This window comes from Alloprevotella sp. oral taxon 473 str. F0040 (assembly GCF_000318095.2).
GTDB lineage: Bacteria > Bacteroidota > Bacteroidia > Bacteroidales > Bacteroidaceae > Alloprevotella.
Window position 1 is genome coordinate 30,427 of the sequence record NZ_KB290702.1, and the last position, 16,723, is coordinate 47,149.

Consider the following 16,723-nt stretch of genomic DNA (forward strand, 5'->3'; position numbering starts at 1 on the left):
CTCTTCTTATCTAGTCTAATGTCAAAGGTGGTTGGCATTTGCTCCGAGAATTCTCTGAATATCTCCGAGAACTTTCTAACTATCTCCGAGATATTTTAGAAAAACTCGGAATGTTCCTTTCAATTCTGTCGGCAAAATATTTGCCCTCCACTCTTCACCTCAAAATAAATCACTAAATTTGCGATAGCTACACGCGCGCGATTGTCATTGAAGCAGCTAGATATTAGCAGCAATGCCCACGCAGCAGAGCTACTCCCGTGTGCCACGCAATATGATCATGGCCACAATTTTAGACTATCCCCATCCTCTCATTAAAATGTCCATCTCATGCTACAACAAGGCGAATTTTACGATCTACCGATTATCAGTATTTTAGACGAACCCGAAGGGAGCTATTATATCGTACAGTCGGAAGGACAAGACTATAAGGTCAAGATGTATCATTTTCAGCGCAATGACATCGAACAGCGACAACGGAAAATCCTGCCTTGCCATGTGCGTGAGAATAAAGAAGGTATCCCTTATTTGGTGCAGAACACGGCCAAGGTGTTAAGCCCCTTTTACGAACCCGACCAGACCTATCCTTTCGTGGTGCTCAGATCTTTGCAGTGCGACAGCACGGCCTATATGCGCTATGCTGCACAAGACCACTTGCAAGTGCCCATCGTGGTGACCTGTCCGGCCAATGCCGAAACACTGCGCCCTCGACAGCAGATAGATGTGAGAGTGAAGCAAATCAATGAGAATCGCCTCCTCTTCCTCCTCGACAATCGTCCCTCCACGGTGAGTTCGGCCACCTGGTCTTCGCTCCTACAGCTGGGACAGTGCACTCCGGCTGAGCATCGCTATGTGGAGCGTGTGGTGCAACAACATCCTGCTTGGAAGCACACGCGCCGTCTGCTCGACAACCAGTCGCCACTGTGGCCCGTGAAAGCTCTCTTGAACACGCCCACTGCCGACCGCTGGCGCAGCCTCAAGCCCAAACACCGCATTGCGCTGCTCAGCATCTATCGCCGCATTGCACTCCACGTGCTGGAAGATGCCGAATGGTTGGCTGCCTTCAGTGCTACAGAGAGTGAGCGATTCCGCGAAGAGATAGCCACCCGAGTGGCCACCAACGATTTGCAAATTGAGGCTCTCCAACTCATGGACGAAGGCCAAGCCGAGGAGACTATCAAGGGGGTGATGCGCAAACTCAATCAGTCGGGCTATGTCTATGACCTACAACACAAGTTGAGCCTGATGATGACCCTCTTTTCTCTGCGCAAAGACTTGTTGGAACATCACATAGATTCGCTCCTCGACTTCATCGCACGCCAAGGTCATGGCTGGAAAAATCGCACCCTCCCCGATGCCTTTGCCCACTTCCTCGAACGCTATGTGCGCGCCAACGCTGGACGTGCCAATCGACTCTTGGGCTGCACATCGCTCCATGCACGCCATCTCGTGGAGCGCATGGTTCAAGCCATCTGCTATTTCTTGGCACTCGAGGGTGGACAGACGGAGTGCAAAGGCGAATACCAAGCCATGCTCTACTATTATCTGTCGCTCGTGGCTCCCCAACGCACCCTCACTGACGAGGCTTCTTCGCGCCACATGGCGCGCCTGCTCCTGGATCGCGCTTTTTGGAATCTCATCGAAGCCGAACCCTTCCAGAGCACTTTGGTGTGGAGCCAAGATTTTCGTCAGTTTGACCTCTTGGCTCACCACATGCTCGATGCCCAACCTGCCGTGGCCACCCTCGTCCCTCACTCCTATGAGTCGGAGATGGTGCGCTTGTCGCTCACACGCGAGGGGGTGCAACTTGCTCCCACGCAGACTTCTGAAGGCGCACGCAATGTGCTCCCAGAAGATTTCGTGGACTGGCATGGGCTGCAAGTGATTGTCGATGACCCTTCGAGCCATCGCATTGCTCCCACAGCTTCACTCTCGGAGTGGACACTCTGGTGGAGCGATGTGGAGCGCACGCTCTTTTCGCCTTACCAAGAGGAGGTGGCTGCGCCTACACCTGTGGCACGCAAGATTATCCCCGAAGCTGGCACAAAGGTGAAGGTGCGCGTGGTGCGCCGTCATCCCAACGAACTGACTCGATTCTATTGCATCATTGAGGACGAACGCTATCGCGGTGAGGGATGGATTGACACCTATGTCAAGGGACAAGACACGGGCATGTTTTTCTACAACCCCTTCTTTGGGCTCGACTCGTTCACTTATGAGGGCCGTCCGCTCCTCTTTGAGGTGATCGTCATGGGTTGGGCTAACCCTGAGGCTGAAGACGAACTCCTGCTCTTCAATGCGCAACCGCTCATCGTGACGAAGATGCACCAATGGGTGCAAGATTTCATGGAAGAAGGCCGCCTCACCAACTGCCACCTCTATGGCTATGCTGGGCAGTTCTACCGAGGAGTGACCGAAGGGGGCTATGTGGTGCTGGTCGATGTGCCTGACGATTTGGAATGCGCTCCTGGAGATGATGTGCAGGTGCGCATCACCAATGCCGACAATGTCCGCTCCATCCGCGCCGTGGCCACAGACTTTGCCAGTGCCAAGGTGGACATGAAACTGGTGACGGAGAATTTTCTCATCGACTTTGCCGACGGACAGGTGTACACTCCTGCACCCACTGAGAAGGTGGCGACTGCTTCGACCACTAACGACTGCGACAATGAGACCCTGGAAGGCGAAGAGGTGGTGATGTGGGACGACAACGATGTGCACATCATCCTCCAACTCCTCGATCATCAGGCCATGCTTGAGGCGGACCACACCAAGGCCTACGCACTGCTCTCTGTGGGGCACATCATGGCGCGCATGCTGGAAAACAAAGATTTGATGCACTATTTCGACATGCGCCGACAGTTGCTCCGCCAAATTGAACACTATGGGGTGAATCGACAGATAGACCGCGAAGAGGTGGAGCGCATCATGCGAGATGCTCAGGGACTCATCGACCGATATCCCTCACTTCGCGAACAACTCACGGAGATTCTCCTCGTGGGCAGCATGGGCGATGAAGCGAAGAATGAGTTTTTGTGGAAGACCACGCAGCAATATCCTTCGTCGCACAAATTGGCGCAACTGGCACGCCTCATCCTCTCGTTCAACCTCACCTCGGGCTTTGCTCTCGAAGGCCAACAGGAGGACATTCGCCAGCAGATTAAGCAGATGCTGCACATAGATCTGGAACTCCCACAAAGCTATGCCTTCGGGGTCGAAGGGCAGCAACTCGAGTTTAAGACGAGCACAGTGTTCCCCCCCGACAATGACATGCGCCCCAACCTCGAAATGCAAACTCACAACCTCATGAAGGTGGTGTGTGGGATGCTCAATGCGCAAGGCGGCACGCTCCTTTTGGGCGTGAACGATGCGGGAGTGGCTTGTGGATTGGCCGACGATTTGAACTTTTTCAAAGGCGATCTTGACCGCTTGAAACGCCATGTGCGCGACAACATCTTCCGCAAGTTTGGTGTGAGCATCAACGACCGCGTGCGCGACGAACAACTGCCTGCTGGCAAACACGTGGTGCTGGCTTTCCACATTCCTTCAAGCGATGTGCCAGTGGCACTCGAAGGGGTTTACTTCGTGCGCCAAGGTTCTAGCACACGCTACGTACATTCGGCGGAAATGGTGCGCCAGATGATGGCTGCTCGTGGCCACAACGAGGGTGCTCATATAGAATATACGACTCTAGGCGATGGGCTGTCCTCTCCCACTCATGCGACGACTGGAGGCACTCATGCACACTCTGCTGACTCTGCCACTGCGATGTCGGCCACACTCCCAACGGCCTCTGCGGTTTCGCCCACGATGGACGACACGGAGACGGAGACGACAGCAGAGACGGCCCGCCCCATGGACGTTGCCTCGCAGACGACGGCCAACAGTTTCAACCTTGATGCGCAACAAGGCGATGCGCTCTCTCGACTCAAAGAGGTGCGCACTTCGCTCATCCGCTCCAATGTGGTGAACAACTGGGAAGAAAACTACGGCATCGACACAGTGGCTTATCTTCGCTTCTTTGATGGTGGTGAGTGGTGCGTGATGGACGAAGAGAATTGGGACGAGGGTTGGCTGACTCTCGCAGTGCACGACCGAGAAGAGAAGGGTTCGCTCTTGATGGTCTATGAGGATGGCACGGTGAATCGTGTGCCGATGGATCTCTGTCTTGAGAAGGTGCGCAACAAACACTTCAAACGCTACAACGAGCGCACGCCGCTCTTCTTCTGCCCCGTGGCTGCTGGTGATGCGCTCCTCACGGCTTACCTCGACGACCACGGCAACCGCTTCTTCCGCCTCGACGACATCGACCGCATCCCCGAGGGGAAGATGCTCTCGGCTGGTAACAAATTGGTGCGTCCTGAGTTTAAACAGTTTGTTTTCTGCGAGGTGATTCCTGCTGGACAGCTCGGAGGACTGGAGAAGTTCCACAACCTCAAAGACACGACTCTCGGACACTCTCTCGATGTGCACTACGAGAAGGAGCGTAAACTCCTCTCTAATCTGGGAATCAAATTCTAGACGTTAGAGTTTAGACATTAGACGTTAGAGTTTAGACGTTTGAGCCATGCGGCATTGAGTGGCTAACGACGTCTAAAGTCTACATTCAAAGGGCTAAGGTCTATTCACGCTCTAACGCCTAACGTCTAATATCTATCGTCTAACGTCTAAAACGGGTCTGCGCCCCCTAACGTCTAATTTCTAATGTCTAAAGTCTAATTTCTTATATATGCTTGATTTATTTATCCTTATCATCATTGGCTGGAGCTTGTTTAATGGCTGGCGCGCAGGATTTCTCCGCGAAGTTCTCTCCACCGCAGGTCTTTTGGTAGGTCTTTTGGGGGCATCCCTCGCCTACTCGGTCTTTGGCGAAACCCTCGCTGTGGCCACAGGAAGCAAGGTCAGCATGGTGACCAACATCGTGGCCTTCTTCCTTTTGTGGATCATCATCCCCCTCATGTTGGGATTTGCTGCCACACTCCTGACCAAAGTGCTCCGTAAACTCCAACTGGGCACCATCAACTCAGCTGCTGGAGCTGGACTTTCACTCCTCAAATATACCATTCTTCTCTCTTGTCTACTCACCGCCATGCACAGTCTGGGGATTCTCAATGAAGAGCGTGTGGAGAAATCCGTGTTGTATCGTCCTGTGAGCGGTGTGCTCTCATGGGCTGTGGAGGCTGTCTTCGACAACCACGGCGAAAACTCTCACCACGATGCTCGCGACATGGAGGGTTCCTCCGACGATGATGGCACTTCCTCCAACAGCCATTTGGACAAAGCCTCCGACCGTCCCGACACGGTGTGGGTGCAACGCGATGGCAGCACCAAAAAGTAGACATGACTCCTACCACAAACACGCCTCCTGGCCTATAGCGCACGGCAGGATAAATATAACCTCCCCACTCATACTTGTAGATGAGTGGGGAGGTCTTTGGTATATTTCCAAGCCTTCTAACGCTTAGGAGAAATCACTCGGATGTGTACACCTCAGTGTCTACTGGAGAACGACTAACGATGGGAAGAGAATACTTGCTTGCCCTTACGAGAGATGACGATACCTTTATAGCTATTGACTACACGACGTCCGGCAAGATCATAATCTTCGGTAGAATGCCCCATTCGCCCAAGTGCAGCAGCAGGAGTGTCCTTGCTTACAGACGAGATTGGCAGACGAAGACCAGCCACAACATTGTCCGTATAGAGCACCTGCCATCCTTTGGCTGTTGCGGTAGCAGCTTGCGCAGCATTGATTGCATTGCCATCTTGTGCAGGATCTGCCACAACCCACAAGCCCTGATGCGTGGGAAGTGAGCCTATAAGAGCATCCATAGCCTCGGAGGAAATAAAATTGTGGGCAGTATTGAGACGGATGAGTGAAGTGTTAGCAGAGAGATCAAGCTGGGTGAGCTGATTGTCTGTACACCACAACCCCATGAGCTTAGTGCAAGTTTGGAGCGGAAGTGCCGAGAGTTGATTGGATGTTACATCCAAATACAACATAGCAGTAGAGGCAGAGAGGTCAAGCTGCGACAACAGATTGTTGGCACAATAGAACACACGCAAACGAGGATTATGGTTCACGTCGAGTTGGCTCAACTGATTACCAGAACAATCTAGGGTAGACAAGACTGAAAGGTTAGAAAGATCTAGTTTTTTGAGCTGATTATTTGAGCATACCACTGTTTCGAGCGTAGGACAAGCTGTCACCTCCAACTCTGATATTTGGTTGTCGGCACACAACAACTCAGTCAAATTGGCCTTTATCTTGATTTGTTGAGCTGTGAGACGGTAGAGAGCAAACTGACGACCATATTCATCCGTCTCACTTCCCACTTGTTCTGCTCCTTTGACACGAAGCTCACCAGAGGCGGTAAGAGCTAAACGGAGAATTTCTCCCACAGGCTTGGTAGTGGTCATGGTGACCGTGCCTAAGTCTATGTCTTCGCTTCCTACATAAGGGTTACCTTCATGGTCAAGCACTGCCCAACCTTGTTGTTGCGCTTTAGCCACTTGTGCCTTGCTAACGATGTTACCATCATGGGTGGGATCAATGATTCGGATGCTTGACTGAGAGGACGAAGCTGGTAGGGCGGAAACGACAGCATCAAGTTCTTCATCGGCCAATCTATTGTGATAGCAGGCTACATAGTCTAGAGGAGCTTTACTAGGAAGCTGCAATGAGAGGAGACGATTATCTTGTACATTCAAATTGGCAAGCTGCTTATTGGCAGTAAGATTGAGCTGATTGAGCTGATTATTATATGCCCAAAGCGTAGCCAACTGAGGACATTGCGCGAGCTCCATTTCAGAAAGCTGGTTGTTATGCACCCATAGTGTGGATAACTCGGCATTGTGGAAAAGTCCAAGCGTAGAAATTTGATTGTTGTGCAACCAAAGTGTCTTCAATTCTGGACACTTCGACACATCTACAGTAGTCAATTGATTATATTGACTCGCCAAGAAAGTCAATTTCTCATTGGCAGAGAGATTCAAAGCTGTCAGTTGATTGCGATAGCAAATCAGGGCATTAAGTTCGGGATTGTGGGCAAGGTCAAGCGCAGTCAGCTGATTGTCATTGCACTCTAATCGTGAAAGCTGTGCATTGTGGGCGAGGTCGATATGAGTAAGACGGTTATTACCACAATTGAGTTCAACCAAGGTAGGGCACTGCGTTACATCGAGAGCTGTCAATCTATCGGCTGAGCACCGCAGACTGGTCACATCACCCTTGATGGTGAGATGCTTGTCGGTGAGACGAAAGCCTATCTGATTGGGCTTGATTCCTTGTGACATGTCTACTCCCTCTATGAGAAAATCACCTTTGGCATTGACCTCGAGGGTTATCATTTCTCCAATATTCATGTCAGTGGTCAAAGTGATACGACCGTCCCCCAGTTCAAGACTACCTTCATATTCCTCAAAGAATCCAGCATAAGTAGTCCAATTCTTAGCCTTTAGGGCTGCCACTTGTCGCCGAGTTATCACATTGCCTTCCTCTGTTTTACTAATACCCAACAGGGTACCTTTGGTTGCAGGCAGCGATGCAATAAGTGCATCCATAGAGGTGCCTTTGATTTGGTTGTTCAAAAGTACCAAACTGGCCAACTTTGGGTTGTGAGAGAAATCAAGTGCCGTGAGTTTATTACTCGCAGCCCACAGCGTAGTAAAGTAGGGATTGTGAGAAAAATCAAGTTGCGATAACTGATTACTACTACAAATCAGAGTCAGTAGAGCGGGATTATGAGAAAGGTCAAGCTGTGAAAGGTTATTGTTATTGCAGGTCAAAGCCTGGAGTTCCTCATTGTGTGTCACATTCAGCTCAGACAATTGGTTATTAGAACAGCTGACACTGGATAATTCTGTATTGTGCTCAAGATTTAGGGCTGTGAGTTCGTTGCGATCACAAGTGATAGCCGACAACGTAGGGCATTGCGAAATATCTAGTTGTGCGAGCTTATTGCCGGAACAAGTGAGCTGAATCACATCCCCCTTAATCGTTACTTGTTGGGAGGTAAGGGTAAATTCTATCTGATTTTTAGCAAATGGCCTAGAATGCTCCACTCCCTCAATGTCAAATTCACCACTGGCCTTGATTTGAAGTACAATCTTCTCACCCACCTTCTTTTGTGTGGTCATAGTGATGCGACCTGAGCCGATAGCTACGCCATCGGGAGTGCCTTCATAGGGGGCAAGATGAGTGTCAGACACCACCCAATCTTTGGCTTTCGCAATAGCCACTTGGCTTTGGCTCACGATGTTAGCTTCGTGCTTAGGATTATTTACCCAGATTTGTGGCTTGATGAGGCGAGAAGTAGCATTGGGCAACGACTTCATCAGAGTGGTCATCGCTGTTCCTTTGATGCGATTATTGGATATGTCTAGCCCCATGAGGCTTGAGTTGCGTGTCACGTCGAGAGCTGTCAGACGGTTTCCTCCGCAATAGAGGCTTTCGAGAAATACACATTTCTGTACATCTAGATTCTGCAAACGATTGTTGCCACACGACACCTGTTGGAGAGAACTGCTTTTAGACAGATCGAGCATAGAAAGGAAATTGCCTGAACAATCAAGTACCTCCAGAGAATAGCACTTTGTCACGTCGAGAGCTGTGAGCTGATCATTATTGCACTCCAATCTTAGCACACGTCCTTTCACATTAATGTTGGGCGAAGTGATGCGATAGCGTTTACCTTCTGAATAAGGTACATCTATAGGATGAGCGTAGTCGACACCCTCCACTTCGTAATCACCACTAGCAATGATGCGGAGATAGAGTTCATCACCCACATTCTTAGAGGTGGTCATAGTGATGATGTTGTCCGAAGTGATGCTCTTTCGGACAAAAGTGGGCAGTGTCTTGAGCCCAGCTAACATGGTGCCACCTAATACAAGCAGCAAAACAAGGAAGAGAGATAATCGTTTCTTCACGTTACGAGTATTTGTAGAAAAGAATTAAACTATAAACACAAAAAACGAGCTAGGCGAAAGAGAGAATAAGCACCATAATGCCCGCAAAAAGGCTTAGAGTGCGCCATCATCTTTCGATTGCTCGTCTATGTTGTGGGAAAAAAGAAACACGTTAGTATGATGAACTAACATACTGCAAAGGTAGTGATTTTCAATAGTAAAAACAAAGGATTCTCCAAAAAACTATAATATTATTTCTTCTTTACCGGCTACCTTCAATGTTCCCTAGGTGGATGTTCTTATCCTACTATCAGACATCCAATTATAAAGGGCTATCCGAATAGGAATATCCCACCCAATAAGCACATCCTAAAGAGGAAGGAACTCCCCAAAACAAAGAACCTGAACTCCGAAATGGGGTTCAGGCTCTTGGGGTAATAGACCAGAAGATTGCTAACTCCTGCGCGAGCTTAGACAGGTCTACAAGAGAGCAGAAGAACTAAGCAGATACTTATGGCGAATAGCGCGCAGAAGGAAAAAGGAACAAGCAAAATGCCATAGAGAACTATCAATATTAAAGCAGTTTTCTGGCCTATATGATAGAGAAAAACTCGGCTCTACTTCGCAGGTTTCTCAGCAGGTTTGTCCGCTGCCTTGGGACGAGAGAGAGAAGCAGGCTTCACCTCAAAGTCGAGGGTCGTGTTGTCCGTATCGACAAATCCCTTACCGTCAAACTTACGTTGAAGAGAGAGCCCCATCACCTTGAGGAGATTTTCATTGTTGTAAGTAGAGAAGTTTTCTTCAGCTACACCGAGGAAGCCTTTGTCCAACTTAGAAGGTTTCATCAAGAAACGTCTGCGTGGGCAAATGGTCATGCAGTCGATGACTTTGCCGAAAGGAATTTCAACAGCCACGAAGTCAGCAAAGTCGGTGTTGGTGACGTTGATGTAGTGAATGGGGTTTTTCACCTTGGCTTTTTTGTCAGCTTCGGGATTGCGCTTTGCAAATTCGGCAAAGGTGGCAGGTGACCAAGGCAAGCGCACGAGTGCCAAGCCCACAGCTTCAGAAATAGTTGAAAAGGCGCGATTGGGCGTGATGGGCGTCAAATCGGGCACATTGGGGTTGTTGTTCTTGTCGGTGCTGGGACTCCACTCAAAGTCAGCCTTAGAGAGGTCGAGGAATTGGTCGATACCTTCATATTCCTTGAGGTTTTCGCCATTATCATCGAGATATTTCTCATAGTCCTTAGCATGGTCTACGGCATGATTGACGATCACAATGGTTTGACCAGGTTTCACAGGGAAGTCATGACCCTTACCGGGGAAGCACATGATGCTGTTTACACCATAATAAGAGTTGACAAAGTTGTCGCCAGGTGCAAATTCAAAGATGATGCGAGGGTCGATTTGGTTGGTTACAATCGCCAAGCTATCGAGGTAAAGCGTTTGCTTAGAAGGATTGTAGATGGTGATGTATTGGTCGTTATCCACACGAGTGTAGAAACGCTTTGCCAAAGATGCGGCACGAGTAGACGTAGTTGTTGCAGGGTCAGTAGATTCTTCAGAAGGAGAGTCAGAATCTGTGTCATCGCCATAACCGCCGCCACCGGGGAAAGGCGTATAGCCTCCATCGTAACTGGTGGATGGCGTGCGAATCATAGCGTGACCCGCGTAGAACACCTCTTTGATGATGAGATGGTCGGTGGTGGTTTCAGACGTTTGGACGTTGGTGAGTCCAGTTTCGCGTTGGCAACTGCCCAATCCGAGGGCGAGAAGCGCGAGAAGAGAATAGAAAATCTTATTCATTGTGGTAAAGATATGACTATAATAAGTGGAAGTGGCACCAGAGAGAATGGTTAGCGCGGCCTTCCTATGATACTATATTAGCAAATCAACACGCGAGAGAGTGGGTGGTGAAAACTTGCAGATAAGCCTCAAAGTGTGCCCTCCAAGGGAGAAGACACCACTTCGGCTCAGTGTTTTGCGGTGTGGTGGCAGTGTTTAGCCTTTACAGGTTAGAGGAACCACTTGCCAAAGCCGGAACCACCGCCGATGCCGTGCGTTTGCACATTCTGTGCTGCTTCTAGGGCCTCTTCGGGAGTAAGTCCAATTTCACGTCCCATGAAATAGTAGAGCGGGTCGTTGGGGTCTACGCCTGTGGGGTCAGTGTCGAAGCTGCTGCAATAGATTTTGATGGGAATGTTGAAGCGCAACACTTCTTTCCATTCAGAGTCTTGTCCGTATTCTTTGGCTTCGTCGGGATTAGTGGCATCCGCGCAAATGCGTTGGCTGACAAATTGATAGGTGGAGTGGCGTTTCAGATATTCATCGCGAGGAATGAGTGCCTTTTTGCCCTTAGGACATTTCATCACGCGGACAGAAAGATAGAACTTCGGCAAGAGATAAGTGGGACGCGTGTATTGCGCTGGTTGTCCCGTGACGAAATCAGGACGATTGGCAATGAGATAGGGCCATTGCACGTGGTGCGTGTCGGTTTCTCCGAGGTCGATGTCGAAATTGAAGTGTCCTTTCAAGCCCACGCGGTCTTGGTCGTAGGGAGCCACGGCATAGTCCATAGCCGACTTGTCGAGCGGTGGGAGCAAACGCTGGTTGAACAACTCACGCGCGCCATCGCCCATCACCCCGTGTGTCCAGGTGTCGCGATAGGTGTATTCAAAGAGCTTAGAAGACAATTCGGCGCGCTGCTTCCACGTGGTGGCATTGGCAAAGGCTGGTGCTTTGATGGGCGTTGGATCCACGGTGCCTTTCTTCAAGGGGTCTTTGCTCTTAGGGTCATAAGTCCATTTACCACGGCAGTCCATCACGTCATAAGGATTACCCTTGTCATCAACATCACTCACGGTGAAGAAAATCTGGTATTCGTCGGAATGATTGAGGATGTCATCATTCATGAGCTTGCCTTCTTTGTTGAAGAAGTAGAGGCAAAGTCCCCAGCGTTTGAGTTTTCCGCCAATGATGCGGATGTAGTCGGGTCCTTGTTTGCCCTCCACCGACTCCAGATAAGTGACCGTGGAGGAGCGTTGCACCTCAACGGTGGGCCATTGTGTGGTGTTGTTGCGAATGATGGCAAACTCTTCTTGTTTCCAAGGTGCGTTGCGATAGACAAAGTTGCCGTGCATCTTACCGTCACCGTGGGAGTGTCCTTCCTTGAACATCGCCAAACAAGTGGACCAGTTGTTGAAGGCTCCATTGGGATCGGGGTTGGCCATGGCAGCGTTCGTCTTGATTTTGGTGAGACTATCGACATAATGGTCGGCTCCCGAACGAGCAATGGGCTTGGCCTCTAGCGGATTGTCATCATAATTGACGTGGACATTGCCAAAGACAAAGTCGTCACACGAAGTGGTGAGACATCCGACTGCCAACAGACAGGCGGAAAGGGTGAATATCTTAGTCATTAGAATAGTACGGTGCTTTGTCTGAATCGATAGGAAGAGAAATAACTTTGTGGCTCTGAGAGCATGCGCCAAAGATTAGCCGCATTGACATTGGGATAGAAGCGTTGAATGTCTTTGACACACTGTTCTTCTCCGTCGTCAGTGTCGGCAATGACACGAATGGGCAGCGGATAGTCGATGTCGAAATTGTCCCAACCAGGCTGTATTTGGTTGAAATCCCACACATATCCTATGGCAGAGTTGCTCACGTTGGTGTACTTGGCAGGCTTGTCTTGCGCATTTGCTCCAGCACCAGCTTGCTGAGTGCCGCGGTTGAGGATGTTGCAAATGCGTGCTTGCAGAGAGAACTGAACGTCTTTGCGTTTGAAGCGCAAGATGCCTTTGAAGCCAAGTCTGTCGAAGGGTTTACCAGCATCAAGACTACGCTCTTGGCGCAACAAGCTCACGGTGTGGCTATAACGCTGACGAGGCAAATTGGTGTCGGGATCGATGAAGTCGTCATTGTAAGACTCCACAAAGAGTTTGCCAATTTCTTCTTCCACAGGGTCGGTGTCACGATATTCGTAACTAAAGAGTTCTGGAGTCAGCTCATTGAGTTTTGTGCCTTCCACAGTTTGGAAAAGACGCATATTGCCTTCAGGCGTGCTGATGCTCTGCAAAGCCTCGGGCCGACCACTGTTTTCGATGGCGCGCCATGCCATGTCGGGATTATAGGCCACGGAGTTTTCGCCTATAGCAAAACTAGTGGGAGCATAGATGTTGCTCGCGCTGTATTTGGTGGCAGGCAATGGTTGTCCTCCCTTTTCGCGGAAGGTGTAGCGGTCGATGTAGTGCGGTGTGGCTTCTAGCGTGCGAGGATAGGCCATCTGCAAACCTTTCTCCACGATGGGGGCTTTACCGGCTGCAACTGTCGCATTTTGGTCGAGGGTACTATGACCGATGCCGAAGAAGTGTTGGTGCATTTGGAGCGCACTGCTGATTTCGTCGGGCACTTGATTGCCGTTTTTGTCGGTCTTATAGAAATAGCTTGAGAACTGATGGTTGATGAGCAGTCCATTCTGGTCGTAGTAGCGCAATTCCAAGCCATAGACCACTTTGTCGGAAGCCACTACATCGAAGTGATTACGCGCAGTGGTGATGGTCATCTGCCCATCATCGTCTTTGGCAATGTCGATTTCCTGCATCACAGGTAGAGAAAGGCTGTCTCCAGCAGTGTGATAGGTGCGATAGACATTGATTTCGTCTTCGCCATTAGGACCAACATTGAGGGTGCCACCGGGATAACCCATGCGGAGGATGGCATGCACGGCATAGATTTGATCGTGGCCCTTCACATCGCGTTCGATGGATGAGGGGGGAGCTTTGACGATTTTCTTGAAAAAGTCGTCCACTTGATTGTCTGAACAGCTCACTAAGGCTGCGAGTGCCAAACATCCAGTGCCGAGATAAGAGAGTATTCTAGAGTTCATTTGTGAGGTTGCTTTTGAGGAGAACGTATAGGGCTAAGGCTCGGCAGGGCGAGACTGTAGCGCGGGTCTAAAACTTGATGAGCGTTCTCAGAGAGAAGTTCGCACCGCGCTCATGGGCATAATAGCGGAAGCGGTCGGTGTACTCCTTATATAAGGCGTTGAGCACATTGTCGCCCACAATCATAAACTTCACCTCGCGATGGTGAGGGAACTTGATGGCAAAATCGGCGGTGCCGTTGAGCAAGAAATAGGCATTGGGTGAGTCGGGCACGAGGTCTTTGTCGGGATCGAAGCGCGTTTGCTTCGTCACATAGATGCCCGAAAGGGAGAGCGAAGCCACATATTGCTTGCGACTGCCCAACGTCTTGCTGTAAGTGGCAGAGAGTCCATAGCGGTCGGAGGGCATGAAAGGCAACCAATCTTGGCGACTCAAGTTGCGACCAAAGATCCATTCGCCCTTTGCCACGAGGGTCAAGGGCTCGATGGGCTTGTAGGTGGCTTCGATGTCACCTCCCATGAGGCGCACATCGTCTTGGTCGTAGATGAATTTGGGATATTTTCCACTAGGGTGATTGTGGAAACGATCCTTACCTGTGCCGATATGGTCGTAGATGTAGCTGTCGATGCGCTGATAGAACACGCTGGGTTCTACCGAGAACAGGCTGTTTCTCCACTTTGTGCCCAACACGGCTTTGTAGCCTCGCTCACTCTCTAAATGGCGATTGCCCACCACCCAATAGGAACCTTCTTGCAGACCGATGGCATAAAGCTCATTGATGTCTGGTGGTCTCCACGACCAGCCCACGTTGGCACGCGCATCCCACTGCTCACTGATTTGATAGTGCGCCGCGAGTGATGAGGTGAAATTGCTGTAGAGTTTGAAGTCGTCGTAGTAGGTGTAGTTGCTCAAACTGGTGTAGCCATTGACCGACATCACGCGGAAGTCATAGCGCAGTCCGAGAGCTGCTTGGAGTTTGCCCCACTGTGCTTTGTGCAAAAGGAAACCTCCCATGGAGAGGGCGGCAAAGTTGGGGACAAAAGCGGGTTGTTTGGTGCCAGGATAGTTAAAGTTTTCCTGATAACTATTGGCCAATCCGCTCTCTGTGGTCATGTTCCACAGGTGCCATTTGGCATTCCACGTCACGTCAAACTTATAGGTCTTGAGAATCAAGTCTTGCATCGGAATCCAACTCCACTGCTGCTTCTTGCGGTTCTCAAATTCCTGGCGCAGATTTTCCTGAAACGAAGCCACAATGTCGAGTTGGTGATCATCGTTGATGTGCCATTTCACCTCACCCTTCACGGTGAAGTGCTGCGACTGCTGGAAGGGAGGTTGAATGTCGTAGGAGAAATTGCGCAAAGTGGAAGCATCGGGACGACCTGCCTCAAAGCGTTTGATGAGCTGATCGAGGTCGGAAATCTTCGATCCATAGTAGATGCCACTGCGCTGATAGTAGATGCTAGAGAGCAGCGTGGCGGTGATGTGCTTGTCTTTATAGCCCAACATGGCAGAGAGGGCGATGTTGTTGTAGCCGGTGTTGTTGAGGATGTAGTCGGCCGTGCGGTAGTCGCCACCTTTGGTGTAGTTGCCGTGCACACGCATGCCCCAGCGTTTGTAGCCCGCTTCGAGCGTTCCACTGCCCGACACACCGCGCGCATTGGTGTCGTAGCCCATATTGGCCGAACCTTTGACGTGGAATCGGGTGCTATCGTAGGGCAATGGTGCATCGTTGAGCAGCACCACACCACCCATGGCTCCGAAACCGTAGCGGATGCACTCGGCACCTTTCACCACTTCCACCATGCTGGAGCCTGTGTAGTCCACTTCGGGGGCGTGGTCGGCTCCCCAACTTTGGCTTTCGAGGCGCACCCCATTGTTCATCAGTAGGATGCGACTGGAGTGCATGCCTTGAATCACGGGTTTGGCAATCGTTCCTCCCGTGCTGATGGAGCTAACTCCAGGGATAGTTTCTAAAAGTTTTGCGAGGGAAGTTGCGCCCCCCTTTTCGATGTCGGCAGTCTTCACGGCAGCCGACTGCTGGAGCACAGAGGTGTGCTTGCGACGGGCATTCACCGTGACACCTTGAATCATCTGGCTGGCATCTTGCAGCGAAAGAGCGATGTGGCCATTGGCGGGCACGGTGAGTGTGCGCACGAGTTTGTGGCATCCGATGTAGCTCACCTCTACATGCACTTTGCTGGGAACGTTTTTCAGACGGATGGCACACTTACCATCGCTGTCGGTGATGCCGACGATGCCTTCACAGCGCACGGATGCCCCGATGAGGGCTTCGTGAGTGCCCTGGCGCGTGATGGTGAACTGCACCGTGGGGCGCGCCTTTGAGGGGGGATCGCTGGGAGCAGGCTCGGCTGTGCCCTGCATGGGGGGGAGAGGGGTGGACAAAGAGGGAAGGGACGATGGGAAAAGAGCTTCCGCATCGGTGGACTGTGCGCCGCTCGCCATCGCAGCGAGGGTGAATCCTTGTGCCACCAAGGCAGCGCAGAGGGCAAGGGGTGCCGTGCCGAAGCGTTGCGGTGGGGACAAAGTTGTTTTTTTCATATTTGATTCTTGCATATCATAGTCGAGGGACATCCCCATCTCGAGGAGTCCTCTCATTTAGGGGTTGGCTAGGGTTGGGATGTTTAGTTGACTTTTGCCGTTTTTCTTCTCGGATGCAACGCTACTCTCCGCAGCACATCTCCGATTAAAACGATGGGCATTTTGTGTTTTAACTCCTATTCACGTCTTCTACTCCTTTATACTAATAATGGGAATAAGGACGGCTTAGGATTTAACCTCTATTTACTCTGTATTATTTCCTTCATAGAGGGAGCGTAAGAGCAAAGAGTCCTTTCGTGTTTTGTGAGTGCAAAGTTACATCCTTCCTGATAGGTGTTCAATACTCACATGTAGGTATTTTCCGTTTTT

Annotated in this window: 7 protein-coding genes; 2 read left to right on the forward strand and 5 right to left on the reverse strand. The window is 50.6% G+C overall.

The window, feature by feature from the left end:
• Positions 1-327: 327 nt before the first annotated feature.
• Together HMPREF9999_RS00160 and HMPREF9999_RS00165 are read left to right on the forward strand one after the other, a co-directional pair.
• Positions 328-4,518, forward strand: coding sequence for a helix-turn-helix domain-containing protein (locus tag HMPREF9999_RS00160; protein WP_009436192.1), 4,191 nt, complete (start codon positions 328-330; stop codon positions 4,516-4,518).
• A 208-nt stretch (positions 4,519-4,726) separates the two neighbouring features.
• Entirely contained in the window at positions 4,727-5,335 is a 609-nt protein-coding gene (locus tag HMPREF9999_RS00165; protein WP_009436193.1) for a CvpA family protein, read from the forward strand.
• 173 nt (positions 5,336-5,508) lie between these two features.
• On the opposite strand, the gene HMPREF9999_RS00170 is transcribed toward HMPREF9999_RS00165, so the two are convergent.
• From HMPREF9999_RS00170 to HMPREF9999_RS00190, 5 genes are all read right to left on the reverse strand, one after another.
• A complete protein-coding gene (locus HMPREF9999_RS00170) occupies positions 5,509-8,928 on the reverse strand; it encodes a hypothetical protein (protein WP_044062757.1) in 3,420 nt (1,139 codons plus the stop codon).
• A 596-nt stretch (positions 8,929-9,524) separates the two neighbouring features.
• Positions 9,525-10,712 (reverse strand): DUF4876 domain-containing protein, encoded by a 1,188-nt coding sequence (locus tag HMPREF9999_RS00175; protein ID WP_009436195.1) that lies wholly within the window; start codon positions 10,710-10,712, stop codon positions 9,525-9,527.
• Positions 10,713-10,921: 209 nt separating this feature from the next.
• Positions 10,922-12,325 carry a hypothetical protein gene (locus tag HMPREF9999_RS00180; RefSeq protein ID WP_009436196.1) on the reverse strand — a complete coding sequence of 468 codons (1,404 nt, stop codon included), beginning with the start codon at positions 12,323-12,325 and terminating at the stop codon, positions 10,922-10,924.
• Positions 12,325-13,794, reverse strand: a complete 1,470-nt coding sequence (locus HMPREF9999_RS00185) for a hypothetical protein (RefSeq protein WP_009436197.1) — start codon at positions 13,792-13,794, stop codon at positions 12,325-12,327. The genes HMPREF9999_RS00180 and HMPREF9999_RS00185 overlap by 1 nt, the downstream gene beginning before the upstream one ends.
• Positions 13,795-13,861: 67 nt before the next feature.
• On the reverse strand, positions 13,862-16,258 hold the full coding sequence (locus HMPREF9999_RS00190) for a TonB-dependent receptor domain-containing protein (RefSeq protein ID WP_157049567.1): 2,397 nt from the start codon (positions 16,256-16,258) through the stop codon (positions 13,862-13,864).
• Positions 16,259-16,723: the final 465 nt, after the last annotated feature.